Source organism: Mesorhizobium sp. M0938 (assembly GCF_040319125.1).
In the GTDB taxonomy this organism is placed as follows: Bacteria; Pseudomonadota; Alphaproteobacteria; order Rhizobiales; family Rhizobiaceae; genus Mesorhizobium; species Mesorhizobium robiniae.
In genome coordinates this window covers 62,216-87,113 of record NZ_JAMYNS010000022.1, presented here as the reverse complement: position 1 = coordinate 87,113, position 24,898 = coordinate 62,216, and the positions used below count along the sequence as shown (strand labels likewise).

At 61.5% G+C, this 24,898-nt stretch carries 27 protein-coding genes and 2 pseudogenes; 10 read left to right on the top strand and 19 right to left on the bottom strand.

The genetic code is table 11. The annotated features are described in order from the left end of the window. Positions 1-249 precede the first annotated feature (249 nt). On the top strand, positions 250-1,491 hold the full coding sequence (gene dinB, locus NKH73_RS28665) for a DNA polymerase IV (RefSeq protein WP_352937956.1): 1,242 nt from the start codon (positions 250-252) through the stop codon (positions 1,489-1,491). 86 nt (positions 1,492-1,577) lie between these two features. Here dinB and NKH73_RS28660 read toward each other — a convergent pair whose 3' ends face one another. From NKH73_RS28660 to NKH73_RS28650, 3 genes are all read right to left on the bottom strand, one after another. Further along, positions 1,578-3,098, bottom strand: a complete 1,521-nt coding sequence (locus NKH73_RS28660; protein ID WP_352937955.1) for an FAD-dependent oxidoreductase — start codon at positions 3,096-3,098, stop codon at positions 1,578-1,580. Positions 3,099-3,194: 96 nt separating this feature from the next. Next, positions 3,195-4,088 carry a DUF2182 domain-containing protein gene (locus NKH73_RS28655; protein ID WP_352937954.1) on the bottom strand — a complete coding sequence of 298 codons (894 nt, stop codon included), beginning with the start codon at positions 4,086-4,088 and terminating at the stop codon, positions 3,195-3,197. Between the two features lie 8 nt (positions 4,089-4,096). Next, positions 4,097-4,729, bottom strand: a complete 633-nt coding sequence (locus NKH73_RS28650) for a DUF1326 domain-containing protein (RefSeq protein WP_352937952.1) — start codon at positions 4,727-4,729, stop codon at positions 4,097-4,099. Positions 4,730-5,266: 537 nt separating this feature from the next. Between NKH73_RS28650 and NKH73_RS28645 the strand changes: the two genes are divergently transcribed. Together NKH73_RS28645 and NKH73_RS28640 are read left to right on the top strand one after the other, a co-directional pair. Continuing rightward, the gene (locus tag NKH73_RS28645) at positions 5,267-6,424 is read left to right on the top strand and encodes a sulfite oxidase (RefSeq protein WP_352937951.1); all 1,158 of its coding nucleotides are present in this window, start codon (positions 5,267-5,269) and stop codon (positions 6,422-6,424) included. Between the two features lie 319 nt (positions 6,425-6,743). Then, entirely contained in the window at positions 6,744-8,936 is a 2,193-nt protein-coding gene (locus tag NKH73_RS28640; protein ID WP_352937949.1) for an adenylate/guanylate cyclase domain-containing protein, read from the top strand. An 11-nt stretch (positions 8,937-8,947) separates the two neighbouring features. On the opposite strand, the gene NKH73_RS28635 is transcribed toward NKH73_RS28640, so the two are convergent. The 4 genes from NKH73_RS28635 to NKH73_RS28620 form a co-directional block, all read right to left on the bottom strand. After that, on the bottom strand, positions 8,948-9,466 hold the full coding sequence (locus tag NKH73_RS28635; protein ID WP_352937947.1) for a YHS domain-containing (seleno)protein: 519 nt from the start codon (positions 9,464-9,466) through the stop codon (positions 8,948-8,950). Between the two features lie 13 nt (positions 9,467-9,479). After that, positions 9,480-10,070, bottom strand: coding sequence for an ankyrin repeat domain-containing protein (locus NKH73_RS28630; protein WP_352937958.1), 591 nt, complete (start codon positions 10,068-10,070; stop codon positions 9,480-9,482). Between the two features lie 113 nt (positions 10,071-10,183). Continuing rightward, positions 10,184-10,696: an OmpA family protein gene (locus NKH73_RS28625; RefSeq protein ID WP_352937945.1), complete on the bottom strand. Its 513-nt coding sequence runs from the start codon at positions 10,694-10,696 to the stop codon at positions 10,184-10,186. Positions 10,697-10,706: 10 nt separating this feature from the next. Beyond that, on the bottom strand, positions 10,707-11,366 hold the full coding sequence (locus NKH73_RS28620; RefSeq protein ID WP_352937943.1) for a L,D-transpeptidase: 660 nt from the start codon (positions 11,364-11,366) through the stop codon (positions 10,707-10,709). Positions 11,367-11,631: 265 nt separating this feature from the next. On the opposite strand from NKH73_RS28620, the gene NKH73_RS28615 reads away from it, so the two are divergent. Beyond that, positions 11,632-11,841 carry a hypothetical protein gene (locus tag NKH73_RS28615; RefSeq protein WP_352937941.1) on the top strand — a complete coding sequence of 70 codons (210 nt, stop codon included), beginning with the start codon at positions 11,632-11,634 and terminating at the stop codon, positions 11,839-11,841. Between the two features lie 249 nt (positions 11,842-12,090). Here the strand turns inward: NKH73_RS28615 and NKH73_RS28610 are convergent, their stop codons facing one another. The 4 genes and pseudogenes from NKH73_RS28610 to NKH73_RS28595 all read right to left on the bottom strand — a co-directional run bounded on the left by NKH73_RS28610 (position 12,091) and on the right by NKH73_RS28595 (position 14,542). Beyond that, entirely contained in the window at positions 12,091-12,681 is a 591-nt protein-coding gene (locus NKH73_RS28610; protein ID WP_352937939.1) for a flavodoxin family protein, read from the bottom strand. 212 nt (positions 12,682-12,893) lie between these two features. After that, a pseudogene (locus NKH73_RS28605) lies at positions 12,894-13,061 on the bottom strand (ATP-binding protein); the annotation flags it as partial. 268 nt (positions 13,062-13,329) lie between these two features. Continuing rightward, positions 13,330-14,220, bottom strand: a complete 891-nt coding sequence (locus NKH73_RS28600) for a sigma-70 family RNA polymerase sigma factor (protein WP_352937937.1) — start codon at positions 14,218-14,220, stop codon at positions 13,330-13,332. Positions 14,221-14,230: 10 nt separating this feature from the next. After that, positions 14,231-14,542, bottom strand: a complete 312-nt coding sequence (locus tag NKH73_RS28595) for a hypothetical protein (protein ID WP_352937935.1) — start codon at positions 14,540-14,542, stop codon at positions 14,231-14,233. A gap of 149 nt (positions 14,543-14,691) precedes the next feature. Here NKH73_RS28595 and NKH73_RS28590 point away from each other — a divergent pair, with 149 nt between their 5' ends. Beyond that, a complete protein-coding gene (locus NKH73_RS28590) occupies positions 14,692-15,057 on the top strand; it encodes a VOC family protein (RefSeq protein WP_352937933.1) in 366 nt (121 codons plus the stop codon). A gap of 81 nt (positions 15,058-15,138) precedes the next feature. On the opposite strand, the gene NKH73_RS28585 is transcribed toward NKH73_RS28590, so the two are convergent. After that, positions 15,139-15,876 (bottom strand): cation efflux transmembrane domain-containing protein, encoded by a 738-nt coding sequence (locus NKH73_RS28585; protein ID WP_352937931.1) that lies wholly within the window; start codon positions 15,874-15,876, stop codon positions 15,139-15,141. Between the two features lie 65 nt (positions 15,877-15,941). On the opposite strand from NKH73_RS28585, the gene NKH73_RS28580 reads away from it, so the two are divergent. Continuing rightward, positions 15,942-16,367 carry a MerR family transcriptional regulator gene (locus NKH73_RS28580; protein ID WP_352937930.1) on the top strand — a complete coding sequence of 142 codons (426 nt, stop codon included), beginning with the start codon at positions 15,942-15,944 and terminating at the stop codon, positions 16,365-16,367. Between the two features lie 104 nt (positions 16,368-16,471). On the opposite strand, the gene NKH73_RS28575 is transcribed toward NKH73_RS28580, so the two are convergent. Further along, entirely contained in the window at positions 16,472-17,176 is a 705-nt protein-coding gene (locus tag NKH73_RS28575; protein WP_352937928.1) for an SDR family oxidoreductase, read from the bottom strand. Positions 17,177-17,303: 127 nt separating this feature from the next. Between NKH73_RS28575 and NKH73_RS28570 the strand changes: the two genes are divergently transcribed. The 3 genes from NKH73_RS28570 to NKH73_RS28560 all read left to right on the top strand — a co-directional run bounded on the left by NKH73_RS28570 (position 17,304) and on the right by NKH73_RS28560 (position 19,444). Continuing rightward, entirely contained in the window at positions 17,304-18,218 is a 915-nt protein-coding gene (locus tag NKH73_RS28570; RefSeq protein ID WP_352937926.1) for a LysR substrate-binding domain-containing protein, read from the top strand. A gap of 382 nt (positions 18,219-18,600) precedes the next feature. Next, entirely contained in the window at positions 18,601-18,834 is a 234-nt protein-coding gene (locus tag NKH73_RS28565; RefSeq protein WP_352937924.1) for a hypothetical protein, read from the top strand. Between the two features lie 154 nt (positions 18,835-18,988). Next, a complete protein-coding gene (locus tag NKH73_RS28560; protein ID WP_352937922.1) occupies positions 18,989-19,444 on the top strand; it encodes a DUF982 domain-containing protein in 456 nt (151 codons plus the stop codon). A 151-nt stretch (positions 19,445-19,595) separates the two neighbouring features. Here the strand turns inward: NKH73_RS28560 and NKH73_RS32630 are convergent, their stop codons facing one another. Further along, complete coding sequence (locus NKH73_RS32630; RefSeq protein WP_502894076.1) at positions 19,596-20,027, bottom strand: hypothetical protein; 432 nt, start codon at positions 20,025-20,027, stop codon at positions 19,596-19,598. Positions 20,028-20,149: 122 nt separating this feature from the next. Beyond that, positions 20,150-20,620, bottom strand: a pseudogene (locus NKH73_RS28550) (DNA cytosine methyltransferase); the annotation flags it as partial. A gap of 62 nt (positions 20,621-20,682) precedes the next feature. Here NKH73_RS28550 and NKH73_RS28545 point away from each other — a divergent pair. Continuing rightward, positions 20,683-21,258: a hypothetical protein gene (locus tag NKH73_RS28545; RefSeq protein WP_352937918.1), complete on the top strand. Its 576-nt coding sequence runs from the start codon at positions 20,683-20,685 to the stop codon at positions 21,256-21,258. Positions 21,259-21,749: 491 nt separating this feature from the next. Here the strand turns inward: NKH73_RS28545 and NKH73_RS28540 are convergent, their stop codons facing one another. The 4 genes from NKH73_RS28540 to NKH73_RS28525 form a co-directional block, all read right to left on the bottom strand. After that, complete coding sequence (locus tag NKH73_RS28540; protein WP_352937916.1) at positions 21,750-22,460, bottom strand: HoxN/HupN/NixA family nickel/cobalt transporter; 711 nt, start codon at positions 22,458-22,460, stop codon at positions 21,750-21,752. A gap of 39 nt (positions 22,461-22,499) precedes the next feature. Continuing rightward, positions 22,500-23,537, bottom strand: a complete 1,038-nt coding sequence (locus NKH73_RS28535) for a cation diffusion facilitator family transporter (protein ID WP_502894074.1) — start codon at positions 23,535-23,537, stop codon at positions 22,500-22,502. After that, positions 23,534-23,812 carry a metal-sensing transcriptional repressor gene (locus NKH73_RS28530; RefSeq protein ID WP_352937914.1) on the bottom strand — a complete coding sequence of 93 codons (279 nt, stop codon included), beginning with the start codon at positions 23,810-23,812 and terminating at the stop codon, positions 23,534-23,536. The genes NKH73_RS28535 and NKH73_RS28530 overlap by 4 nt, the downstream gene beginning before the upstream one ends. A gap of 133 nt (positions 23,813-23,945) precedes the next feature. Further along, positions 23,946-24,821, bottom strand: a complete 876-nt coding sequence (locus NKH73_RS28525; RefSeq protein WP_352937913.1) for an NmrA family NAD(P)-binding protein — start codon at positions 24,819-24,821, stop codon at positions 23,946-23,948. Between the last annotated feature and the right edge of the window lie 77 nt (positions 24,822-24,898).

The window sequence follows — 24,898 nt, the reverse complement described above, 5'->3', positions numbered from 1 at the left end:
CCCCGGGGGGGTTTTTTTTGGGGGGGGGGGGGGGTTTGGGACCCCTCCTCAACCCCGGTTGGGGGCCCCCCCCCCCCCTATGGGGGGGGCGAGGAACCCAAGCCTTGAGAGGTCGGCGGGCGGCGCAAACCTGAAGCGATTGCCCTCCACACTCCTTGACAATCCGCCCCATTTGTTCTCTTTATGTTCCGTAGGAAAACCACCCTCAAGACAATGCGGCGTTCCAACCGCCGCGGGCGAACGGGCCGGATGGAAGCCAACATCCTCCACGCGGATCTGGACGCCTTCTATGCCTCGGTCGAACAGCTGCTCGACCCGGCCCTGCGCGGCAAGCCGATCGCCGTCGGCGGCGGGGTCGTGCTGGCCGCGTCTTACGAGGCCAAGGCGTTTGGCGTGCGTGGCGGCATGCCGGGGCGGCGCGCGCGGGAACTCTGCCCGGGGCTGATTTTCGTCGGCGGCCATTTCAAGGATTATCAGCTGCTGGGCGATGCAGCCATCAAGGTGCTTGGCGATTTCACGCCGCTCGTCGAGCGGATTTCCATCGACGAGGCCTTCGCCGACGTCGCCGGCTGCACCCATCTGTTCGGGCCGCCGGCCGAGATCGCCGGCACGATCCGCCGCCGCGTGCGGGCCGAGCTCGGCCTGCCGATCTCGGTCGGCGTGGCGCGCACCAAGCATCTGGCCAAGATCGCCTCGCAAGTGGCCAAGCCCGACGGGCTGGTGGTCGTCGATCCCAGCCACGAGCTGGAATTCCTGCACGATCTGCCGGTCGAGCTGATGTGGGGCGTCGGCCCGGTCACCAGGGAGCGGCTGGCCGGCATCGGCGTCAACACCATCGGCGAGCTGGCGAAGACGCCGGGCTGGTCGCTGGAGCGCCTGCTCGGCCCGGCGGCGGGCGAAAAGCTCAACGCGCTGGCCTGGAACCGCGATCCGCGCAAGCTAGAGACGCAGCGCCGGGCACGATCGGCCGGCGCGCAATCGGCGCTCGGCAGCAAGCCCGCCGAGGAACACGTCTTCGTGCCGGCGCTGCTGCATCTGGCCGACAGGGTCGCCACCAGGCTGCGGGCGAAATCCCGGCCCGGCCGCACCGTGACGGTCCGCGTCCGCTTCGCCGATCTGCGCTCGGTGACGCGCTCGATCACGCTCGACCAGCCGATTTCGGCAACCGCCATGCTGGCCGAGATCGCCGAGGCGCTGGTGCGCAAGGTGCTTGTCGACCATCCGCACGAAAAGACCATCTCGCTGCTGGCGATCGCCGTCTCGCATCTTGAGAAGCAATCGGCCCTGCAGCTGGAACTGCCGCTCGGCCTCGACGACGACCGCCGCCGTCCCGGCACCAGAAAGGGCGCGGCGCGCTGGACCGCCGACCGCGCCATCGACAAGATCCGCGACCGTTTCGGCTGGGAGGCGGTCGGTTATGCCTCGGTCGCGCTCGGACTGTCGCGATCGGTTCCCGACGCGTTTCGCGAGCTGGCGGAAAAGGAATTGTGAGGCGGCTTGGCCGGTGTAGGGAGGTAGGGGAGTAAGGGAGTGCGGAAATTGGCCTCACTGCCTTACTGCCTTACTGCCTTACTGCCCTACTCGAGCGAAGCCAACGGCGACACCGCAGGCCCGTTCAAAGCCGTGCCGTCAATAGCGAAATGCGAGCCGTGGCAAGGGCAGTCCCAGCAGCGCTCGAGGGAGTTCCAGTGGACATGGCAGCCGACATGCGTGCATGCGGCCGAGCGCTTGTAAAGCGTGCCGTCGTCATCGCGAAACGCGGCGATTTTGCTGAGCCCTTCGCGAACGATGGCACCTTCTCCCGCTCGCAGTCTGTCGGCGGAATCAATTTCGCCAGGCGCGACATACTCGGCAAAACTCTTGATCGCAGTCGCATTCTCCGCCAGGTAGTCGCCGATCGCTCCTGCCGTCTTGCGCGACGGCTCGTAAAGCTCGCGCCAGGGGCTTTCGCCCTTCAGAATCAGGTCTGAGATCAACAGGCCGGCGACGACGCCATGGGTGATGCCCTGGCCGGAATCCCCAGTCGCCACAAAGACGCGGCTGTTGCCAGGATTGCGGCCGATGAACCCCGCATAATCGACGGTCTCCATCACCTGCCCGGACCATCGGTTCGTTTCCACGCCGATATCGGGCACCAGCCTTCTGGTCCAGGCTGCCAGGGCCGCGAAGCGGTCGCCGGCATCGTCGGCCTGCCCTGTTTTGTGGTCTTCACCTCCGACGATCAGGAAGTCGGTACGGCCTTCGCCAGGCTGAAGCCGAACGTAGTGATAAGGGTCCTCAGTGTCCCAATACAGCGCATCCGGTAGGGTATCGCGCGCGATCTCGAACGACATCGCGTAGGTCCGATAGGGCGCTTGCTTGGTATGGAGGGCGACCCGGTCGTTGATCGGCGAGTTGGTGGCGACAACGGCCGATTTGGCAGACACGGTAAAGCCCGAAACCGTGGTAACGCGCACGCCGCCGTCAGTCTCCTCGACCTTTTCAACGATGGTATCGGCATAAAGCGCGCCGCCGCGCGCGCGGATGGCTGCGACCAGCCCGCGGAGATATTTGAGCGGGTGGAAGGTCGCCTGATTGGCGTATCGAAGGGCCTGCGCATCTGAAAAGCCCGCAAACGGCACGCCCCTGATCTTCTCGACGTCGACCCCGATTTTCAGAGCCGCGTCCAGCTCGCGCTTGATATCGGATGCCTGCCTGCCGGAAGCCGGAAAGAGAAAGCCGTAGAGGCGCCGGAAATCGCACGCGATACTCTCCGTCTCCTGGATTGACTGGATACGGTCGATAGCAGCCGATTGGCTTTGATAAAAAATCCGCGCCAGGTCCTCACCGCGCAATTTGATCAGTTCCGAAAAATAGTCGTCGCAGACGGATGACAGGTGCGCAGTGGTGCGAGCCGTCATGCCGCTGCCGATCCGGCCGCGATCGACGACAGCTACCTTTTGTCCGGCGGCGGCCAGTTCGTACGCGACCGACAGTCCGGCAATTCCAGACCCGACGACGACGACATCGACCTGTTCGCTCTGCCCGAGCTGGCCCGCATCGGGCGCTACTTCGGTCGGCGCCCAGAGCGATACGGTCCTTTCGTCGCTCACATTCATCGGCGGAACCTCCCATCCCCAACATTCGGGTAAACGAATGCGAGGTTTCAAAGTTCCTCCACGCGTTTGAGAGCCCGCATGGGCGGCCCCTGGTCGTCAGACCAAAAGCGTTGCGCTGCCCCAGGCGATCAGGGCGATGCCGGCTGCCCGGCCGACCCACTGGCCGGCAGGAAACGCCTTTTCAACCAGCACCAGAATGGCGAGTGCGGCAACCCACACCAGGTTCATTACGCCACCCACGAACAACAACACCATCAGCATCCAGCAGCATCCGACACAGAACGCCCCGTGCAGGGCGCCCAAACGCAGCGCGCCAAACGTGTGGGGGCGCCAGTGTCGGGCAAGGAACGCCGTCGGCGTCCGGCAATGCGACAGGCAGGCATTCTTGAGCGGCGAGAGCTGATACAGGCCCGCGGCGATCAGGACGATGCCTGAAAGCCAGCGGCTCTGCGAACTCATCATCGCCGCGGAAACGAATGCCTCGCGTTCGAGCAGCCAGTGCAGCGCGGCTGCCGCGATGGAGAACCCCAGCCAGACCATGAGGTAACCTGCCATGAATACGCCGGTGGGCGCGAGCTTGTCCTGGACCTGGCCCTGTGCGAGCGCATGGCGATGCACGCGGGCATAGAGCAGGATAGTCGGCGCCGCACTCGGGGACATCATGGCGACCATCATGACCCACCACATCGCAATCATCAGCGCCCAGATCGCGGCCCCCCAGACCCGCGGTTCCGTCGCCATGGCCATACCGCTCATGTCCATGCCAGACATGTCCATGCCGGACATATCCATGCCAGACATATCGGAGGCCACGTCTGCGGTTTGCTGGTGGGGGAAGAGCGCGAGCCTCGTCATCTGCCACGCATTCATGCCAAGCCCTGCCCCGGCGACGATATAAAGCCAGGCCAGCAGGCACAGCGCCACTACGCCCGCAATCGTGATGACGCGGTCGCGTCTAAGCAGGCGTTCCAGTGCCGACGCCCCGTCCATGCGGCGCGTCAGGCTCGCACCACCCCGTGATTGTTGAGATGCAGCCGCGCGAACTGGCCGTAACTGTCCTTCGTATTCACTTGAACCGGCCCGCTGGTTGCGCTCGAGGCACTACCGATCTCGGCGACCGCATATTCGAAGCCGTCCGGCAACACGATCTGAGCGCGCGACTCCGCGCCCGTCACCTTGTTGCGGATCGGCTCGCCGACGGTTTCGATGTAGTCCTTAACGAAGATGCGGCCCCTGCGGCCGTCGATGTCGAGGTCGAGATCGATCTTGGTGAAAACCGGCTCGTTCATTTTCGTCACGGTTGAGGCGTAAACGGCGAACATCGTCGCGAACGGGTCGGTGTCCTGGCCGGTCATGATGCGCAGCAGCGCGTCACGCTGCCGGTCGGTTGCGTTCTCGTCGACGAAAGCGATGCATTCGCCATTGCCTTCGTGGACCGCGCCAGGCCATTTGAAGATCGCAGCGATCCGCAGGCCGTCGAGAGCGGTTTCGCCATGATGGCCTTCATCGATCTGGATGCCGGCCACCGCATGGCAATGGCCCTTGTCGGGCAGCGCATTGAATTGACAGCCACAGCCATATTCGCAAGTGCAATTGACGAGTTCACGCCCCCTGATCTCCCAAGACGTCATGCTGTCCTCCCCCTGATCTCAAAATATTAGACCATCATCATACACCCGCGGCGACCGCGCCGCCACCGGTCGCGCCAAGAATGATCGCGACAAGAGACGGCAGCCAACGCGGTTTCTTGCCGAATTTGGGATGAACATCCGCGCTGGAGATGGCGAGGCCGACATCGGGACGGCAGCAATTGGGTCGGAACGGGCCTTTCCGGCGCAATCGCGAACGTCCGGAAGTGACCCGGAAACGGGCGTTCGGTAGCGATCCGAGCAGCAACGATTTGGCAGAAAATCGGTCTGGAATGCTGCAATCATCATCATGTCCCGTTCAGGTTGTGGACACTTCCTTCTCAAAGGCGCACTCTTTGCGTGCGAAATGCGAGCTAGTGTTTCGCCCAATGCTTCACATGCTTGACTTGCGTCGGTGATTGCCTGACCTATCCGGATACTTCCGGGTGGGCAGACCTCACATTGTGTCGCCTATCCGTGATCAGGCTACGGCCTAAAGCACGCTGCAGCCCGTTCCGGATCAACCGGGAGGTAAACAACATGCCTGATTTTCAGCGCAGAGAACTTCTTGTTCAAGGAAGCGCGGCTCTTGCCGCAATTGCTGTTCTCTATACCTCGCGTCGGGCTTACGCTTTTCCAACACGGCCGAGCGAGGAAGTTGTTCCGTGGCTGGATCAGCCGACCGAAAATCCCGATCCGGTAGGTATCCAGAAGCAGCTCGTCTGGGAGGATTTGGATAGCTGGATAACGCCAAACGACAAGTTTTTCAGCATCTCGCATTTCAATCGACCAACGATCGACGAGAAGACGTGGTCCGTGGAGATCGGCGGCCTGGTCAAGAAGCCCTTGAGATTGACACTCGCCGACGTCAAGGCGCGGCCGCGGCAGGAGGTCGTTTTCACAGTGGAATGCTCGGGCAATCACGGGTTTCCCTTTTTCACCGGCGGCATCGGCAATGCCCGCTGGGCAGGGACGCCACTCGCCCCGATCCTCGAGGAGGCCGGCGTTATGGAGGGCGGCATCGAGGTCGTCTTTTTCGGTACTGACACAGGCGAGGTCGCGATACGCGACGTCAAGATGCAGCAGAACTTCGCGCGCAGCATGTCGCTCGCCGACGCGATGAACCCCGGCAATCTCCTCTGCTATGAAATGAACGGAGCCGCCTTGCCGGCGCCCAATGGTTTTCCGCTGCGGCTCATTGCGCCAGGCTGGTACGGGATCGCCAACGTCAAATGGCTGAAGCGCATCGAGGTTCGCGACACCCGCTTCATGAGCCTTCTGATGGCCCGTGACTATGTCACCATCCGGGAGGAAGACCACAACGGCGAGACCGTATGGGTCGAGACTTCGGTCGGGCGGGCGCTGATAAAGTCCGCGCCTGCGAAGGTTACCCGGAAAGGTTCGGACTACCGCGTCCTTGGGGCAGCCTGGGGGGCGCCGATCGACCGGGTCGAAGTGCAAATCGATCAAGGGCCTTGGGCACCAGCGACCATCGACCACAGTGAGGAGGCCGAGCACGCCTGGAGGATTTGGTCCCTGGATTGGGCAAATCCCGCTCCTGGAGAACACACGGTGACCTCGCGCGCGGTCAGCACCACAGGACAAATTCAACCGGCAATGGACGATCCCTTGATTGCCAAGAAACACACATACTGGGAAAGCAATGGCCAGGTGAGGCGCCGCGTGCGTGTCGACTAATAACTTGCTGTCATCAGGCAATTGCGTTTGGATCTGCCTGATCCGAAAGCTTGCGGAGAGGGCTGGCGCGCCCCTTCGCAAGCTCAATCAAAAGGGCTGTGGCGGGCACACCGCCGGGCGACTTTGACCACGGCTTCGATTCCCTTCTTCTTCGACACCAATTACGACGCGCTTCTGCTGCCGAGCTGCAGCGGCGAAAATCGGCGGCCATCCTCTAGTTATAGCCACAACACGGTCGCGCACACTCGCGTCCGAAGCAGGACTAGAATAGGCTGAAGGCAAAGCCGCTTCGACCGACCAGGGAAGGCGCACGGCACGTATGGAGCGACGGCTTACGGCAATACTTGCTGCCGACGTGGTTGGCTACAGCCGCCTCATGGGCGAGGACGAGGTAGGCACGCTCGAGGGACTGAAGAGCTGCCGTCGCGAACTGATCGACCCCGAGATCAAGAAGCACCACGGCCGCATGATCAAGCTCATGGGCGACGGCGCGCTTGTCGAGTTCGCCAGCGTCGTCGATGCTGTCCAGTGTGCTGCTGAGATCCAGCGCCGGATGGCCGACCGCAACAAAGGCACCGCCGAAGCCCGACAAATCCGGTTTCGCATTGGTGTCAATCTCGGTGATATCATCGTTGAGGGTGACGATATCTACGGTGACGGTGTAAACATCGCCGCCCGTCTGCAGGCGATCGCAGAGCCCGGCGGAATTTGCATCTCCGGCACGGCGTTCGATCACGCAGCGCACAAAGTGGATGTAGGCTTTGCCGGTCTGGGAGAGCAGCGCCTCAAGAACATCGCCGATCCGATTCGCGTCTATCGGGTCCTGCTAGATCCCGGACAATCGGGGAAGATCGTGGCCGCGCCACACCGCCCCGGCTCCTGGATCATGATTTTGGCAGGAATCGCGACGGTCCTGTTGATCGCCTTGGTTGTAGGCATCTTTGCCTGGCAGAGGCCCTCCGCGCTTCAACGACCATCCATTGCGGTACTGCCGTTTACGAACCTGAGCGGCGATTCCGGCCAGGACTATTTTGCGGACGGCATCACCGAGGACCTCATCACCGACCTTGCGAAGCTTTCCGGTCTCGATGTGATCGCCCGTAACTCCGTCTTTGCCTACAAAGGAAAACCCCTCGTTTTGGCAGATGTTGGGCGTGATCTTGGCGTGCGCTTTGTCGTGGACGGCAGCGTCAGGCGCACCGGCGATCAAATCCGTCTCAACGCGCAGCTCATCGATATCGCCACTGGCGACAATCTATGGGCTAATCGGTTCAATCGCGGCATCGCGGACGTGTTTGCAGTCCAGGACGAGATGAGCCGGGAAATCGCCAAGGCGCTCGGCGTCCAAGCTTCGGCAGCCGAGAGCGAGCGAATGGCACGCCCGCCGACTGCAAATCTCGAAGCCTATGATACCTACCTGCGTGCGGAGCGGGAGGCGCGCACCGGTCGAGGCGACGGATTGCGCGAGGCGCTTGCGCTCTATGAGAAGGCGCAGAAGCTCGACCCCACCTTCGCCGAGGCCTTCGCCGCCGACGCACGGCTGAGTGTCTATCTTTGGCGCACTGCCTCCGATGATATCATTCAGAGCGCGCTTGCGCGAAAGAGAGCATATGAGAAGGCAAGCCGTGCTTTGGAGCTCGATTCGAAGTTTTCATCGCCCTACGCCGTTCTCGGAATGATGCAGGTCATGGATCGCCGCTATGAAGATGCGGTCACCTCGGCGGAGCGTGCTGTCGCATTAGGCTCCGGAGACGCTGCGACGCAAATTGCCGTTAGTTATATCCAGCTGTTAGCCGGCAATCATAACAAAGCGGCATTAGCCGTCGAGACGGCATTGAAGCTTGATCCCAATCTGGCTCCGATAGACCGGGAGGTTGTCGGGGTTGTCTTGCTTTTGCTCGGGGACACCAGGAAAGCCGTCGAGACTCTCGAGCGCGCTCGCGACGATGCTCCAGAGGCGGGCAGCCTTAGGATTCTGCTCGCAGCGGCCTATGCCCGCGCCGGCCGCTTAGAGGACGCCAAAGCGGCGATTGCGGACGGCCTCCGGCTGGTGGCGAGGACCGAATCCTTGGCTCGACTGCGGTCGTTGGAAGCGTTTCGGAATCACTATGCCCATCTTCGCAACGCTGAAGATTTGGCACCGATCATCGACGCCCTACGCCAGGCAGGACTGCCCAAATGGCCGTTCGGCTTCACCGCGGATGAACAGGACCGGTTGAACGGCGCGGAAATCGCATCTCTTGTTGTTGGCAAGACCTTGAAAGGCAACCTCGAACCCGACGGGTTTCCAGCCATTATGCAGATCGAACAGGACGGCACGGCAGTCTTCCGCACGATGACACGAATGATCACGGTGAGGGTCTACGTCGATCGCGACCTGTTATGTGAGCAGAGCGAAAATATGTTTGGGCGCCCCATCTGTGGTCCCGTCTACAGACGAAGGGACGCCGCCGGCAACGGGTATTCTTATGTCAATGTAGGTATGGTGTTTCACTTCGTGACAGTGAATTGAGCTCGCAAGTCTCAGGGGTTATTGATCAAGTTCCAATCCGGCTCATCAACTGCCAACTTTGCTTCGACGACCGGCCATTTGGCATCGCCCTTCGGAACAAGATCATCGGCATTTTCCGCAAAAGCGGCCGCGTTCCCTTCGTCGTAGATCAGGTAGAGCTTGCCATCGATGATCTTGAACGCTTCCGGATCGACATTGACGGTGACAGATTCGTTGTTGGCGACTTCACCCGCGCAATACCCACCATATTGAGGAGCGTATTTGGCCGGCTCGCTCATGAACATTTCCTTGTGTTCCTTGCTGGCGAAGTGCCACGGCGTGCCAAGCCACTCATAGGAAAAATCTTCGGAACCCTTCACGGCCTTGCCATCGGTGAAATAAGCGACCGTGTCGTAGCCCATGATCGCCACGCCGCCGAAGTAGCCGGTATTCACCGAGTCGGCGAAGGCAGAGCCTGCACCGGCCATCAAGGTGAGCGCACATACGACTGCCGACGCCGAATTGCGAACCAGTCTGATCGATATGTTCATTTGCGTTCTCCGTTCAATCGTGGATAGCTTCGCACTTCGCAGCGTTCGCTTCGCCAAGGACTTTCGCCTGGCACTTCGCGCCATGCCGTTTGAATAGTTTTATGATGTCGGTATTGCCCTTCCAGAACGCGCGGGTGGTCGGCCAGTAGCCGTGAGCTTCGGGATGGTTCACATCCGCGCCTTTGCCGATAAGGAACTCTGCGAGTTCAACGTGGTTTTCCTCACCCGCTACTATCAACGGCGTGACGCCAGACTTGTTAGCCGAGTCTTCGAGCACCGCCCCCTTCTCGAGCAACAGCTTGGCGATCGGGAGGCTTCCAGAAAAGGCAGCCGCATGGAGGGGGGTAAACCCACCGGAATTGCGTGCCATGACGTCGGCGCCCTTGCTCAGCAGGAATTCCGCAATGGCAAGCTGATCGTCGAGAGCGGCAGCGATGAGGAGCGTTGCCTGGTCGCGTGCCCGGCTGTCGACGTCGGCACCGCCTGCCAAGGCTTGCTCCACGGCACTCTTGTCGCCGGCAGCGATGGAGTCGAACAACGGCTCACCTGCGACTACCCTTGTAGCCGCCAATACCAGCATAGTAAGTGCCAGCAGTCCGCGCATCATGTAGAATAGCATATTAGCTTCGAGTCATACAAGCTGCATTGGGCTCATCGGGGCAGATGCCGCCGTCGCGTGTGAGACTCTGCTTCGGTCACAAGCAGAACAGCAGCCCTCTAGGGCTCGTCCCTCACATCGCGCAAATTAGACACAACGCGGCGGTTCTGCGACCTGCAGGCGGTGTCGGGGCACTCGCGGACGAGCCTGTCCTTGCCGTAGCCCTTGGCCCACATGCGGTTGCGGTCTATGCCGCCGGCGGCGAGGTAGTCCATCACCGCATCGGCGCGCTGCTGCGACAGCGCCGTTTCACTTGCGCCGGGATCGTCGGCGAAACCCTGCAGCTTGAGCAGCCAGCGCGGATGCTTTGCTAACCAGGCGATCTGGGTGTCGAGGGTGGCCTTGGCGACAGAATCGAGCGCGGCCGAACCTTGCGTGAAATAGGTGCGGCGGCCGACATTGAGGATAAAGTCCTCCTCGCTGCCCGGCTGCACGTTCTGGAAGCCGGCAATCTCGGCGTTGGTGACGTCGGGCGTGGAAGGGGCCAGCGTGTTGCTGGTCGAGCAGGATGCGACCAGCACCAGCAGGCCGGCGGCGAGCACCCGGCGCGTGTTTTCAATCATGCAGTTCATGATGCGCCAATCATTCAACAGTGGTGGAAGCGGGCGCCTGGTCGGCGATGTGCGGCAGGACCTCAACCGCGGTGCCGATCGGGCAGCGCTGGTAGAGGTCGATGATGTCTTCCGGGAACATGCGGATGCAGCCGCTGGAAGCGTCGGTGCCGATGCTCCATGGCTCCAGCGTGCCATGCAGGCGGTAGCCGGTGTCGGTGCCGTTGCGGTGCAGATAGAGCGCGCGCGGCCCTAGCGGATTGTTGGACGCGCCGCCTGCGACCATGTGCGGTAGGTCCGGCCTGCGCTTACGCATTTCGGGGGGCGGGACCCATTGCGGCCACAGCGCGCGGCGGTCGATCGTCGCGCGGCCGTACCATTTGAAGCCGTCCTTGCCGACGCCGACGCCGTAGCGGATGGCGGTCTTGTTTTCCATGATGACGTAGAGGAAGTGGTGGCGGGTATCGACCACGACGGTGCCGACCGGCTCGCTGCTGAAATACTTGACGATCTGGCGATGCCATCTCTTGTCGATCTTGGCGAAGTTCGTCTTGCGATAGACAAAATTGTTGTCGCTGGCGGTACCGGCGAAAAAGGATTTTGCCGCCGCGGCTTGGGCAATATTGCTGGTTGCACCCACCGCGACCAGCGCCAGGCCGCCGAGCACGACATCCCTGCGTGATAAAACCATCGGCAATATCCCCCTATGCCAAAAGCCTGGCGAACCATAGTTGAGAATTACTTCGCCTCAAAGGGGAAAATGCTGCGTTGCTTCAGTCCGCCGTGTCCGGACATTCATCATTGCCGGGTTCGGGGGGGCGGCCAGGTGATCGGCAGATTGCTCGACGAGCGTGGATACAGGTGGGTTGCAGTCGACTCGACGCCAAAATGTAGAGCGGTCCCGGAAAGAACGTCTACCGGTCTTTTCGGCAACGTTGCGCGAGGATTCGGTCCGCGTGATCAACGGAACGACAGGCGATTTCGAACCGCAGAAGAAACGGGTGCTCGTCATCGTCGTGCCGAGCGAGAAGCGCCACCGGCTCCGTTTCGACCGTGAAGAGAAAGGGGCCGTTCGTAGGATACGACAACGGCGCCGCGTGATCATCGGCGAGGCGCTCGAACTCGATCGGCCCGGCCCGCCATTCGTCGGCACCTGGGGCGAGTAATTCCGCCGGTGACACCCGTTTACTTCCCTGCCTACCGTACACTCCGAACGGACATGCGGTATCGGGCTGAGAAGATAGTTGCTCCACCGCCGATTGAATACCCGCGCCGAGCACGAGGAGCTCTTGCGATTTCAGGACGCAAAGCGGTAACCGGCCGAGACTCAGGTGTTCCGAAAGTCGGGTGGGAAGATTGGTCATGTTTGGGCCCCTCGTGTCTCACCACGCGAGGAAGCAAGAGATGTGCCGGTATCACCTGCTCCCGACCCACTGCCGGATCTCGTCAGCCACTTGCTCGAGAACGCCCATCGTCCCGGCGGGGAGCGGGTCCGGAAACCGTTGCTCGGGATACGCGAGCGTTCCCCCCAGATGGACCGGCTGGACGCAGGGCATCTCGTGCTGTTCGAAAAACTTGATCATGTTGTCCGCGCATAGGCGCACACTCGGATCGTCCGCGGGATCGGTAGCGCCGTTGACGATGACCGCTCCGAGTTTTCCTTTGAGCTGTTGTCCGTCGCGCCACAGGGGATCCGATCTGTCGAGCAAGACGACGCCCAGGGCCGGCGGCATTCCGAAGCAGGTGGGAGTAGCCATCAGAATCACGTCCGACTCTTTCATGAGTGACAGAACACGATCGATCCCGTCGCCGTGGTATCCGAACGTTTGATAACACTGCTCGCACCCGAGACAGTCGATACGCTCATCGGCCAGATGCACCTGTTCCACGACCTTCACCCGCCGATCTCTCTCGAGCGAGCGAAGAACCTCGCCGAGCATCCGCGCTGAGTTACTTGACGCGCGTGGGCTGCAGTCTATTCCAATGATGGTCGTCGCTTTGTCCATGTGAGTATCCCTAGTAAGGCGCGACAGCTCGATACCGAATGGCACGGGGCGAAGTTTTGAGTATCCTCACCGATGGCTTCAAAGTCGACGATACTCGCTTTTTACCTTTGAATTTTCCGGATCACAATATTGACCCCTTAAGGTCGGTGAGCTGATCCGATCCGTCGAGGCTGCTCGGGGCTGCGCACCTGGGCGGTTCAGCGGGTTGGGGTTCAGGCGCGGTTCTTGAAGCGCCAGCTCTCGTTGCCGGTCTCGACGATATCGCAGTGGTGAGTGAGCCGGTCGAGGAGCGCGGTGGTCATCTTGGCGTCACCGAAGACCAAGGGCCATTCCCCGAAGGTCAGGTTGGTAACGATGAACGAGGTCTGCTCGTAGAGGCGCCGTTGACGGCGCGCGAGTACGACGTTGGTGATGGATCCTGCAATGTCCGCTTCCAAGAAGCTGGAAAAGCAGTTTTTGTGACCGACATGCGGCGCAAAGCGGTCATTCAAAGCTCCACCAGGGAAGTCGCCTCCGGGTCACGGCGGAAGGTTCCACCCGCGACCGCAGGCTGTGCCAGATGCCAGCTCGATAAATAGGGCAGCCGGCGGCGCAACCTTGGCCACGTCGCTTTCGTACGCCATCTCCGTACCATTTCCAGCCCTCCCCTCACCCCTCCATCACGCTGATCTCCGCGTCGGCCAGGCACCAAGACGCGTAGCGGAAGTCGCGGATCCGGACGATCTGCTCATCCCGCCATTCGACCAGCATGAAGCCGCGCACGGCGCCGTCCGGCTCGCCGGGGTTGCGGATCAGGATTGCCGGCCGGCCGTCGACGAAGCCCAGCGACAGCGCCCAGTCGGTTACGCGGTCGTAATTGCCGAAATAGGTCGACACTTCGGCCTTGCCGCGCACGCGGAGGCGGTTGACGACTTCGAGCTGGATATCCTCGGCGATCAGCGCCCTGACCGCGTCGAAGTCACGCGCGTTGAACAGGTCGACGTAACGGCGCAGCCGCCGTTCGTCATCGACGTCGAGCCTGGGCGTGGCGACGTGTTCGGGCTCCGCTGCCAGCATGCGCAGCTGCGCCCGCCCGCGATGCAGCGCCGCCTTGGTCGCGGCCAGCGTTGCGCCGGTCACTTCGCAGGTCTCGTGCAGCGAAAGGCCAAGCACGTCGACCAGGATCACGGCGCCGCGCTGCGCGACCGAAAGCTGCATGAAGCTGCGCAAGCCAGCCGCCGCGGCGACCCGTGCGTCGGCATTGCCGGAGGGATCCTCGATCGTGGTCATGTCGGTCTCGGCCATGCGCGACCTTTCCCGATGGCGCCGCCGCAGATGGTCCTGCGCGGCATTGTGGGCGATGCGAAAAAGCCATTGCTGCGGCCGCTCGACCGCCATGCTGCCGTCGACCGCCTGCAGCGCCTTCAGCAGCGTCTCCTGCACGATGTCCTCGCCATCGATCACCGAGCCCGCCATGCGGGCGCAGTAGCGGTGCAGTCTCGGGCGGAGCTCGGAGAGCATCGCCTCCAGCGCCGGCCGGTCGAATTTCCGTGGGATCATGGCGTCCATTCTATCCGGCTTTGCCGCCCTCGAGCACATGATAGTTGCCGATGATCTTGGCAGGCGATCGCTTGACCGGGGTGGAGCGTCGTTCCGCATGGTTTTGCGTGAACGCCTCGAAGGCCGCAAGCCCGGTCAGCGCGGATGTGTCATTTTCCTCGCCGACGACATGGATGAATTCGCCGTCGTCGAGTTCGAGCACGAGATAGCGCACGCTCTGCGGCGCCGTCTCATCCAGCGCTTCGAACACCTTTGCCACCAGCGCACGGTTCTCTTCCAGCCCGGTGTCTTTCACGCTGTAGCGAATGAGTTTGTAGCCCACGGTTCGTCTCCTGATTGGTTGGCCTGAGCAGAAGACGTTTTGCGTTCCCGAAAAGATTCTCGGAACGCTGAGAATCTTTTTAGCCACCCACATCGTCTTTCACCTGTGGGCGGCTGCGCGGCAGCCATCAAGGAGAGGAGAGACGACCCATGCACATCCAATTTGCCGAACTGCCGGTGTTCGATCAGGACCGCGCCAAGGCGTTCTACACCAGGCATCTCGCCTGCCAGGTCGCGGCCGACGAGAAGATGGGCGATAGCGGCTGGCGCTGGATCGAGCTGACATTTCCCGGCACTGTCACCAACCTGCATTTCGTGAGGCGCGCCGACGACACGCCAGGCGCGGAGCCGGTGCTGGTGCTGGTCGACGAGAATGTCGAGGCCACGATCGCCGCTTTGAAGGCGGGCGGCGTCGAGATCATCACCGAACCGCAGGAGGCGCCGTGGCAGCCGGGCCGCACGGTGGCGGAATTTCGCGACAGCGAGGGCAACCGCATGGTGATCGCCAGCCAATGAGCGGGGCCAGCCGGAGAGCGACCCTCTGAATTCTGACGCGCCCGTTTGACGGCTGGAGAGGTGGTGAGCAGACGATGGTTGTCATTCTGCAGCAACCTGATCAGGGCGATGTCCTTCGTGATATTCGCTCCACGCCTGTCGCAGGATTTGCACTGAAGACGTAAGGAAGATGCCTGCCATCAGCGCCGCCACCGCCAGATCGGGCCATGCCGTCGATGTGCCCCAGACACCCAATGCCGCTGCCATAACCACAACGTTTCCGATCGCATCATTGCGGGAGCAAAGCCAGACCGATCGCACATTCGCGTCGCCGTCCTTGTAGGGTCGGAGCAGGAGCACGGAGCCAACGTTTGCCGCCAGCGCAAGAAAGCCGATTACGCCCATTATTTCAGCGCTCGGAAGTCCAAGGAAAAGGGTCTGATAGACGGTCGAACCAAAGACCCAGAGAGCCATAACGGAAAGCGACAGGCCCTTGAACAGGGCGGCCGTCGCTCGTGTGCGCAGGCTTGCCCCGATCACGGCGAGGCTCAACCCGTAGGTGACGGTATCGGCGAAAAAATCTAATGCATCCGCCTTCAAGGCCTGCGAACCCGCAAGTTGACCGGCCACCATCTCCGTCAGGAACATCGCCCCATTGATGCCGATGACTATCCAGAGCATGCGCTTGTAGCGCGGGTCCATACCGTCAAAGATTGGCACGCCCCCAGGGCAGCAAGCCTCTTCGACCTCGTTGCGAGCGGCCGTCGTGCTCACTGGAAAGACCAACGGCGTCGGGGCGCAGGAAGCGTTCGCTTCGTGATTGCAGCAATGGTCAGCCATGCGGTGCCTCCTTTTGTGCAGGCACCGTAGTCCCTATAGTGACTAGAGGTTCAAGAGGCTTTTTCATGGACTTTTCGATTGGCGAACTCGCGCGACGCACCGAAGTGAAGGTGCCGACCATACGCTACTATGAACAGATCGGCCTGTTGCCGCCGCCGCCTCGCACCGAGGGGCAGCAAAGGCGCTATGACAAAAACGCCGCGGCGCGACTTGGCTTCATCAAGCATGCGCGTGAACTTGGCTTCGATATCGAGGCAATCCGCGCGCTTCTTTCGCTGCAGGACAACCCAGATCAATCTTGCGGCGTTGCCGACAGGATCGCAAAAGCACGCCTTGCTGAAGTCGAGGAACGCATTGCCAGCCTCAACGCTCTACGAACGGAATTGCAGCGGATGGTCAAGGAATGCGCCTCTGGCCGGGTGGCTGAATGCCGCGTTATCGAGACCTTGGCCGACAGTAGTCACGGGCATGGCCGCTTAGTTGAGACCTGATAGTGCAGTCCGCAATGGGTCGATTCCGGCCGGTGGATACGGGCCGCTTGTAGCGTCACTACGCCCCCTGCCCGCAATGCCCCAGCCAGGCCGTCGAGGCGGCGTCAGATCGAACGGATGATGCCACCGTCGACGCGAATGTTCTGACCGGTAATGTATCCGGCCCCTTCGGAAGCGAGGAAGGCAATCGTCGCGGCGATTTCATCGCTGGTGCCATAACGCTGCATCGGCACGCTGTCACGGCGCTCCTCGGTGGCGGGAAGGCTGTCGATCCAGCCGGGAAGGACGTTGTTCATGCGAACGTTGTCGGCGGCGTATGTGTTGGCGAAGATCTTGGTGTAAGCGGCAAGCCCCGCCCGGAACACGGCCGAGGTCGGGAACATCGGGCTCGGTTCGACAATCCATGCCGTCGAGATGTTGATGATGGCGCCGGCTTTCTGCTCGACCATGCGCGGCGCGACGATGCGCGTCGGCCGGATGACGTTCATCAGATAGACGTCGAGGCCGGTGTGCCATTGGTCGTCGGTGATTTCGAGGATCGGCGCACGTGGCCCATGACCTCCGCTATTGACCAGGACATCGATGCGACCCCAGCGATCGAGCGAGATATCCACGAGACGTTGCAGATCGTCATTCGACTGGTTGGAGCCGGTCACGCCAAGCCCGCCAAGCTCCTTGGCCAGCGCTTCGCCCTTGCCGGACGAGGACAGGATGGCGACCTTGAAGCCATCCCCCGCCAGGCGCTTTGCAGCCGCAGCGCCCATGCCGCTGCCACCGGCAACGACTACAGCTACTTTTTCTACACTCATCGTATCTTCCTTCTCGGGTGGCAGGAATCTGAACGCGATGTCTTCGAGGCTGGAGTAGTGATATAACTGGTTCTCCCGGCTGGTTCGAACCAGAAAGTCTGAAATCGACCTGTAGAAAAACTCCTGGATGCCCGAAGCCTTCTATAGCTTGCCGGCGCTCAATGCGCTTCGCGCCTTCGAAGCGTCCGCGCGCCATCTCAATTTCCGCATCGCAGCCGAAGAGCTGAACGTGACGCAGGGTGCTGTGGCGCAGCATATCCGCGGGCTGGAGGCCGATCTGGGGGTAAAGCTGTTCGAGCGACTGCCGCGCGGCCTCGCGCTCACGAGTGAGGGCCGCGCCTATGTGCCGAACATTCGCCGTGCCTTCGACCTGATCTCGGATGCAACCCTGCTGCTGCGCCCCGAGCCGGCCCGGCTGACGATCAGTGTAACCCCGAGCTTTGCCACCAAATGGCTGATCCCGAAACTGCCGGAGTTCGTGGCGCACAACCCGCTTGTCGACCTGCGAATTCTGGCCAGCGAAAGCCTGTCGAGCTTCCAGGCCGACGGCGTCGACATCGCGGTCAGGCAAGGTCGCCCGCCCTTCGGCGCCGGCCTTCTCGTCGATCTCCTGTTTCCGCAACAGATCATCGCCGTGTGCTGCCCCTCCTTGCTGCCTGCTGGCGCGAGCGAAATCGCGCCGGCAGAAATCAAGGATCATGTGCTGCTCCACGATGCGCACAATCTGTGGCCGGAATTCATGGAAAAGGCCGTTGGTCTCAAGATGACGACGGAGCTAAGACGCATTCGTTTCAATCAGACCGCGCTTGCGATAGAGGCGGCCGTCGCGGGCCAGGGCATCGCACTTGCCAGCCGCTTTCTTGTCGCGGCTGATCTCGCCGCCGGCCGGCTGGTCCAATCTCTGGGGGTGGAGATGCGCGGCACGCAGGATTTCTACGTCGTGGTTCCACGCAAGCAGCGGCACCCCGAGCCGACGCAAGCCGTTCGGCAATGGCTGCTGAACGAGGGGGACGAGGCACGGCTGAACGTCAGGCGGGGCTAACGGAAACGAGCCGGCCGGAGTCACCGTTAGTGCCTGTGTTCTCCGTGGCCATGTTCGTGGGGATGATCCGTATCTGCGCTCGTGTAACGCGCAAGATCAGATGGCATCAGCCGCCTAATCCTGGGAAAAGCTGATAATTGCCGGGAAGAGCCGCCAGAAGCCCGGAAAACAGGGCATTGAGCGGGAACGGGCGAGGACAGAAAGCCCGGTAGCCAGAAGGCGACCGCGCAACTTCACTTGGCACCAAAAGGGCATCGGCCCGGGACGCGCACGCAAGTTCAAAAGGCATCAAAGGGGGCAGTCTAATACCACGAGGCGATAGTCGTCGCCCAAGCGGACTGCTAGGCTGCGGAACCCCGGAATAGATGCGGAGTTGTAGGACATGGAAGAGAGCCAAATGCAGGACATTGCCAACACTCTCATGCGCGTCGTCGAGCCGGACATGAGCCCCAAACAACTGATCAAGGCCGTCAAGAGCCGGCACCCTAAGGCGTCCAAAAAAGATATCGCGCGGGCAGCCTTCTTTTCGATCATAGCGAACGCTGAAGAGGATTACGGCAAGACAAGGAACCTCCAGGCATTCGCTATCGCAGAGCGCGTCGACGACACCCAGTAATCTGCCAGTTCCGAAAGTCACCTGTTCCTTCGCTGGAACAGTTGCTTCAGACGATAGTTTGGACTTTGCAGCATTCTCTTAGGCAAATCCTGTCCGATCGGATTGCCGATCAGCCAGCGTCCTTCCCCGCCGGGGGCCGCTGGCTTTTTCGTTCATGGAGCCGAAACGACCAAGGCTCTTCAGACGTCCCGTCCTTGCTCGTTGGCGCCAAGCAGGGGTGTTCAGCCCCGGCGGCATCGGGCATCGGCGCTCTAAATTCACGATGATGATGCAACCACCGCCATGTCTTCGCGTTTACCGCCTTCGATCCTGGCGAGCGACAAAAATGACGGCGTTTATTCCTATTACAATCTACCTGAATCACAGGCCGATGGTGGTCGCCTCGATAGCAGCCGCTGCTAAGGCGCTTCAGCAACCATGGCCATCCATGGACAAACCGTCCCGACTTGAAGCAATCCGAATGATCGAGGAATGCCTGGCCGGACATTGCAGTCACCAAGCTGCCTACGCCGCCTTCGAGGCAGCCGCATCTGAACAGGGCCTCCTTGAAAGAAAGCCGCCTAGCGTGGGTCTCAAGAGACTTGACCGGGTAGCTGAAGATCTGATGTGAGGTCATTCCCATTCTCCCATCATCCGAACCAGGGCGAGCTGCGCCGGCGGAGCTGCGCTCGGCGAGGCGGAGTTGGGAGAGTGCGAATCGCATAGCTTGCTCGGCCTCGGTGGCGTCGGGCAATGGGCTTTGGATTCGCCGGGATGCGCGTTCATAGCGGCACCTCTTGAAAAGAATTTGTGTCGGGCACAAATTTTTCCGCGGCCGCGTAGCGGTCATTCATCGAAACCCAGGCCGGAGTGCCGGCCCAAGAGCCAAGGAGGTCACTATGCTTGCGAAGCCGTTCGAAAAGCCTGTCCGTGTGTGGGTCGGACTTGGTTTTCCTCGGCAACTCAACACTGTCGTTGATGCCTATGAGTTCGCAGTGGAATGGTGCGGAAACAGCCCAGAACAGAAAGCCGCAATTCGCGCCTGTAAGGCCGCGCTGACCGGCGATATCGATGCCGAGACCGCGCGCAGCGAGTTCGTCGCCTTCGCGCGAAAGAAAGACATCCTGTTCGAGGATGGAGACATCCCGCCCGTCAGCATCAAGGCGCACCCGAGTCACGTCTGATTGGGTGTACGGTGAGGAGGCCGTGGTCATTCTGCGGCCTCCCTGAACTCCACCTCGTCCGGAGACCTGCGCTTCGGGGCGGCGTCCGCCATCAAGGCGTCGCCGTAGTCAGCGGCGTTCAACTTCCGCCGTTCAGGATCGAAGCCGGGTCAACGGATCGTCTCAATCCGAGCATGGAAATACTCGCCCTTGCGCGATTTGATCGGCTTGCCCGTGCGATGGGCGACCGGACCCCAGCCGACGAGCTCCCACACGTTTTCGATGATGATGCGCTTCACCCGAAGCTCGGTCAGCCATGTGATGATGTGCCAGGGGTCGGAACACTGCTGATCCGACGTCGGCTTGCCACCGCGCGCAACACTGTGGTGCGTGCACGTCGGCGAGGCCATCAGGAGGTCAAGGTATCCCTCCGGCACCAGCAGATGCGGGCGAACAGTGGCGATGTCCCGCACAAAGTGCCGGGCTTCGGGGTGATTGAGGGTGTGTGTTTCAATGGCCGTCGGCCAGTGATTGACGCAGACGAGTTCCATCTTGAGACCGAGTTCGGCTAGGGCGCGCTGGCACCCGGTCGACGACCCGCCCGCTCCACACAAGAGGTCGGCCACCAACAATTTGCGCTTCATGCCGCCCTCCCCTTGGAAAGCCCGAGTGTGCTAGACTTTCCTGAGGGGTGGAGGGCTCCAAAATGGTCGATTGGTGCAACGAGAGATGCGATCTGGTCGAACTGGCGTCGTTCGGGCTTGCTGCATTGTCCCTTTTTGTTTTGTGGCAAACCCTGCGACACATGCGGATCTCGTCTGAGAAGCAGAGCCGGGCCTATGTTGCTATCAAACGTGGTCGCATTGTCAGATTTACCCCGCCACAAGCGGGATCCGATACTTCGGTCCTGGTTTTCCTGATCGAGCTCGAAAATGTTGGCCAGACACCCGCTCATCGATTGACTGCTGACGCGATGATCTTCGTGGCAGTGGAACCGAATGCCAAAGCTTGGCGGATTATCACAATTGATTTCGCCGAGGAATCTCTCGGCCCGTCGCACATGCGCGAACTCGAAAATGAGGTGACGCCTAGGACTTGGCAGAGACTGCAGGACGAATTGAAGGCAATGCCTGAAGGCAAGCTTTTCTTCTTCGGCCGATGCGAATATCTCGACGTCTTCGGCAAGCGGCACTTCACTGACTTCTGCCTTCAGCCTCCTGAGAGTTGGAAATCCGGCGAGTGTGAGTTGCTGATGTCGAACAGTGGAAATAGTGCCGATTGAACATGGCATGGTTGCCATCATGCTGCCCTCGCCCTCGTCATTTTGAACCGCGGACAGGCCCCGCCTGGGCTGACTTGAGCAGCTGATTCCGCCGGGAGCGCAGTAGAGGCAGACCAAATCCTTCAGCGTTTTGACCGGCTGAGTTAGTGCCAAGTGAAGTTGCGTGGAGGTGCCAAGTGATTTTGCGCACTACAGCTCGCCAATCTTATATTCGCCGCCGCAAACGCCCCACGATGAGAAGGCTCAAGCGGCAGCGAGCAGCTGCGTGACGATACGCTCGACCGCGGCTGTCAGCGATGTCGTGCCACGCCAGTCATCGGGAACCAGCCAGTTCCACGATGCGCCCAGTTCTGGGACATAAGCCGGGCGGCGGCGCGCCCGACATCGTGGCGCGGCGACATCGCATGATCCGGAAAAGTTCCGCCAAACAAAGAGATAGAGATCTATCTTGATTCTATTTGTGCGGATCGGGCGCCTGGCACTGAGCACGATCAGGAACCGGACATGATCTGCCAGACGGCCACGCCCGCAAGCGCCAGCCCAGCAGCGCCTTCGATGGTTCGGGAAATGGTTTCGAGTGGCTTGCCGGCGAAGAAATCCATCAGGCGTTCCCGAAACAGGATCGACAACACCGCGACGCAGGACAGTGTCAGCGCCACACCGACCATCATGGTGATCGCGAAGAGAATACCGGCGCCGGGAATGCCCCTGGACATCGCGAAGGTCATCACGAAAAGCGTCAGCGGGCACGGGATTAGACCGGCCATAATGCCGACCGCCTCGCCCTCATGCTTGTGGTGATGGCCGCGGCTCAAAGCGCGCCAGAGCATCCAGACACCGATCAGGCCGAGCAGCCCACGACTGATATCCTCCAAAAGCGGAGCGCGGCCAACGCTGCCCAAGGCTATGGAGACCAGCGGCAGCGAGAGAACCGCAATCAGAACGGCAATCATCACATGCGTGAACGACAGCGTGATCGATACGAGAAGGCCGCGCGGAACCTTTGCATCCGAACCGGCAAGATATGTCGCCAGCACGGCCTTGCTATGACCCGGCGTCAGCGCATGGGCGGCGCCGAAGACGATGCCCATCGGCAGAAAAGCCATGAACGCCAGCCAGTCGCCTCCCACCGAGAGCAGTTTGATCTGCTCGCCGACCGCCAGATAGATCGTTCGTTGGAACTCGACAAGAATTTGGAACATCAGCCGAGGGTAACAGAAACGAGCCGGTCGGAGCGACCGTTAGTGCCTGTGCTCGCCGTGACCATGTTCATGGGGATGATCCGCATCCGCGCTCGCCAATCTTATGTTTGCCGCCGCAAGCGCCGGCATATGATCGAACAGCTCGGCCTCCAGCGCTGCCGTGATCTTTTTCGCTTCGGACACCGGCAGACTTTCCTCGACGGCGATAGCAATATCGGCGTGCAGCTTGTGACCGATCCACCGCGCCCTGGCGTCGACGATGCGCGCTTCCGGCACATGCGCGGCAGCATGGTGGATTTCGCCGATAGTACCTGGCTCCACGCCGTCGAGCATGCGGGTCAGCACCGAGCGGGCCGACTGCCAAACGATGCCGAAGATCGTAAGTGTGATCAGCAGGCCGACGATCGGGTCGGCCAGCGGAAAACCGAGCCAGACGCCGAGCGCCCCGGTGACCACGGCAAGGCCGGTCAGGCCGTCGGTGCGGGCATGGTAGCCGTCGGCGATCAGCGCGGCGCTGTTGATTTCTCGGCCGACGCGGATGCGGAACACCGCAACGGCCTCATTGCCGAGAAAGCCGACAATGCCTGCCGCCGTCAGCCAACCAAGATGCGTCACCACGCGTGGATTTATCAAACGATCGATGGCCTGGTAGCCGGCGACGATGGCGCTGAACAGGATGATCCCGACGATGATGATCCCGGCCAGGTCCTCGACCCGGCCAAGGCCGTAGGTGAAGGTCGGCGATGGCTTGCGCCGGGCCAGTATGAACGCGATCCACAGCGGAATGGCGGTGGTGGCGTCACCGATATTGTGGATCGTGTCGGCCAGCAGCGCCACGCTGCCCGACAGCACCACCACGACCATTTGCAATGCCGCGGTGATTGCCAGGATGACGAACGACCATTTTATCGCCCAGATGCCCCGGTCGGTCGTCGCGATGGTCGCATCGATGACCCCGTGGGTGTGACCGTGCGAGCCATGGCCGCCATGGCCATGCGCCGTGCGATCGTGTGTGCCGAACCCGAACCAGTCGAGAATGCGCGCGCCGAGGCTGCTCACAGGTGTTTGACTACTCACAGGTATTTCGCCAGTTGCTTGAGTTCCGCCAGCGAATTGCCGCCCGCTTCCGCGGTCCCCGTTTCCGCAGTATCGCTCAGGCAGTGCTCGATATGATCGTGGATCAATTCGCGTTTTGCGCTGCTGATGGCGCTTTCCACGGCGTGGAGCTGCTGCGCCAGATCAACACAGGGACGATGCGCCTCGAACATGGCCAGCACCGCCGCAAGGTGGCCTTGGGCACGCTTCAGACGCTTGACGATAGCAGGATGCGAACGGTGGATGCCTTCGGACATGTCGTGACTGTATCCTCCCCGGGAGGATACGGTCAATCCTTTTGGACTCACCTTGCCAGTGAGGTTTCCCACGGCAGCAGCAGGTAATGGCCCCAGGTGGCTGGTTGCGAACATGATCTCATGATGAGAAGGCTCAAGTGTCAGCGCGCAGCTTCGTCACGATACGCTCGACCGCGGCTGTCAGCGATGTCGCGCCACGCCAATGCTCGGTACCGGCCTGGCGCGTGAAGCGGCCGTTTGCAATGCCTTCGTACATGCCGAGCAGGGCGGCGGTAACCTCCGTGGAGAGCCCCGCCTCGGCCAGGACCGCTTCGCGCTGTTCCGGCGGCACGAGCATCGGCTCGACTGGACGGCCGAGAACCTTCGCAAAGGCAGCCGCCACATCGCTGGCGCTCCAGTCCTCGGGCCCGGCCAGTTCCACGATGCGCGTTCCTGCCCAGTCCTGGGACATGAGCCGGGCGGCGGCGCGCCCGACATCGGCCGTGCTCACCATAGGAATTTTCAGGCCGGGTTCCAGAAACGACGGGAGCACGCCTTCCGAGACGCAGGCCCCAGCGACTTCCGACCAGGTTTCGACAAAATAGCCCGAGCGCAGAAAGGCCGTGGCGGGCACGGTGCCGGCTAGCATCGCCTCGATCTGATGCAAGGTAGCGATGACCCCGGTGCCCGTCTCATGCTGCGCGCCGATCGACGACAGGATAACGCTCCTGGACAGATCGGCACGACGGACCGCCTGGGCAAGCGCCGCGCCGATCTCCGCTGTCCGCCCAAACGGATCGCCGGCGACCGGCGGAGGGTTGAGGAGAAACGCCGCCGTTGCGCCTTTCAAAGCGGCGGCGACCTGCTCTGCGTTATCGAGGCTGGCGACGGCGACTTCGGCGCCGAGCGCCGCCCACGCTTTGCCCTGTTCCGGACGGCGCACGACCACGCGCACGGGCTCGCCGCCCGCCATCAGCGCACGCGCCGTTTCCCCGCCGGCCCGCCCATTTGCTCCAAAAACCACATGCATGATCTGTACTCCTTGATGTTCGCGATTGATGAGAGCCCAAGACTACGGGATGGCTAGGTATGCGACAAATGCATGTT

What these genes read in the sequence shown, in the direction of transcription:
- dinB (WP_352937956.1), top strand. Translation starts at nt 250, where the DNA reads ATGGAAGCCAACATCCTCCACGCGGATCTGGACGCCTTCTATGCCTCG.
- NKH73_RS28660 (WP_352937955.1), bottom strand. Translation starts at nt 3,098, where the DNA reads ATGAATGTGAGCGACGAAAGGACCGTATCGCTCTGGGCGCCGACCGAA.
- NKH73_RS28655 (WP_352937954.1), bottom strand. Translation starts at nt 4,088, where the DNA reads ATGGACGGGGCGTCGGCACTGGAACGCCTGCTTAGACGCGACCGCGTC.
- NKH73_RS28650 (WP_352937952.1), bottom strand. Translation starts at nt 4,729, where the DNA reads ATGACGTCTTGGGAGATCAGGGGGCGTGAACTCGTCAATTGCACTTGC.
- NKH73_RS28645 (WP_352937951.1), top strand. Translation starts at nt 5,267, where the DNA reads ATGCCTGATTTTCAGCGCAGAGAACTTCTTGTTCAAGGAAGCGCGGCT.
- NKH73_RS28640 (WP_352937949.1), top strand. Translation starts at nt 6,744, where the DNA reads ATGGAGCGACGGCTTACGGCAATACTTGCTGCCGACGTGGTTGGCTAC.
- NKH73_RS28635 (WP_352937947.1), bottom strand. Translation starts at nt 9,466, where the DNA reads ATGAACATATCGATCAGACTGGTTCGCAATTCGGCGTCGGCAGTCGTA.
- NKH73_RS28630 (WP_352937958.1), bottom strand. Translation starts at nt 10,070, where the DNA reads ATGCGCGGACTGCTGGCACTTACTATGCTGGTATTGGCGGCTACAAGG.
- NKH73_RS28625 (WP_352937945.1), bottom strand. Translation starts at nt 10,696, where the DNA reads ATGAACTGCATGATTGAAAACACGCGCCGGGTGCTCGCCGCCGGCCTG.
- NKH73_RS28620 (WP_352937943.1), bottom strand. Translation starts at nt 11,366, where the DNA reads ATGGTTTTATCACGCAGGGATGTCGTGCTCGGCGGCCTGGCGCTGGTC.
- NKH73_RS28610 (WP_352937939.1), bottom strand. Translation starts at nt 12,681, where the DNA reads ATGGACAAAGCGACGACCATCATTGGAATAGACTGCAGCCCACGCGCG.
- NKH73_RS28600 (WP_352937937.1), bottom strand. Translation starts at nt 14,220, where the DNA reads ATGATCCCACGGAAATTCGACCGGCCGGCGCTGGAGGCGATGCTCTCC.
- NKH73_RS28590 (WP_352937933.1), top strand. Translation starts at nt 14,692, where the DNA reads ATGCACATCCAATTTGCCGAACTGCCGGTGTTCGATCAGGACCGCGCC.
- NKH73_RS28585 (WP_352937931.1), bottom strand. Translation starts at nt 15,876, where the DNA reads ATGGCTGACCATTGCTGCAATCACGAAGCGAACGCTTCCTGCGCCCCG.
- NKH73_RS28580 (WP_352937930.1), top strand. Translation starts at nt 15,942, where the DNA reads ATGGACTTTTCGATTGGCGAACTCGCGCGACGCACCGAAGTGAAGGTG.
- NKH73_RS28575 (WP_352937928.1), bottom strand. Translation starts at nt 17,176, where the DNA reads ATGAGTGTAGAAAAAGTAGCTGTAGTCGTTGCCGGTGGCAGCGGCATG.
- NKH73_RS28570 (WP_352937926.1), top strand. Translation starts at nt 17,304, where the DNA reads ATGCCCGAAGCCTTCTATAGCTTGCCGGCGCTCAATGCGCTTCGCGCC.
- NKH73_RS28565 (WP_352937924.1), top strand. Translation starts at nt 18,601, where the DNA reads ATGGAAGAGAGCCAAATGCAGGACATTGCCAACACTCTCATGCGCGTC.
- NKH73_RS28560 (WP_352937922.1), top strand. Translation starts at nt 18,989, where the DNA reads ATGGAGCCGAAACGACCAAGGCTCTTCAGACGTCCCGTCCTTGCTCGT.
- NKH73_RS32630 (WP_502894076.1), bottom strand. Translation starts at nt 20,027, where the DNA reads ATGACCACGGCCTCCTCACCGTACACCCAATCAGACGTGACTCGGGTG.
- NKH73_RS28545 (WP_352937918.1), top strand. Translation starts at nt 20,683, where the DNA reads ATGGTCGATTGGTGCAACGAGAGATGCGATCTGGTCGAACTGGCGTCG.
- NKH73_RS28540 (WP_352937916.1), bottom strand. Translation starts at nt 22,460, where the DNA reads ATGTTCCAAATTCTTGTCGAGTTCCAACGAACGATCTATCTGGCGGTC.
- NKH73_RS28530 (WP_352937914.1), bottom strand. Translation starts at nt 23,812, where the DNA reads ATGTCCGAAGGCATCCACCGTTCGCATCCTGCTATCGTCAAGCGTCTG.
- NKH73_RS28525 (WP_352937913.1), bottom strand. Translation starts at nt 24,821, where the DNA reads ATGCATGTGGTTTTTGGAGCAAATGGGCGGGCCGGCGGGGAAACGGCG.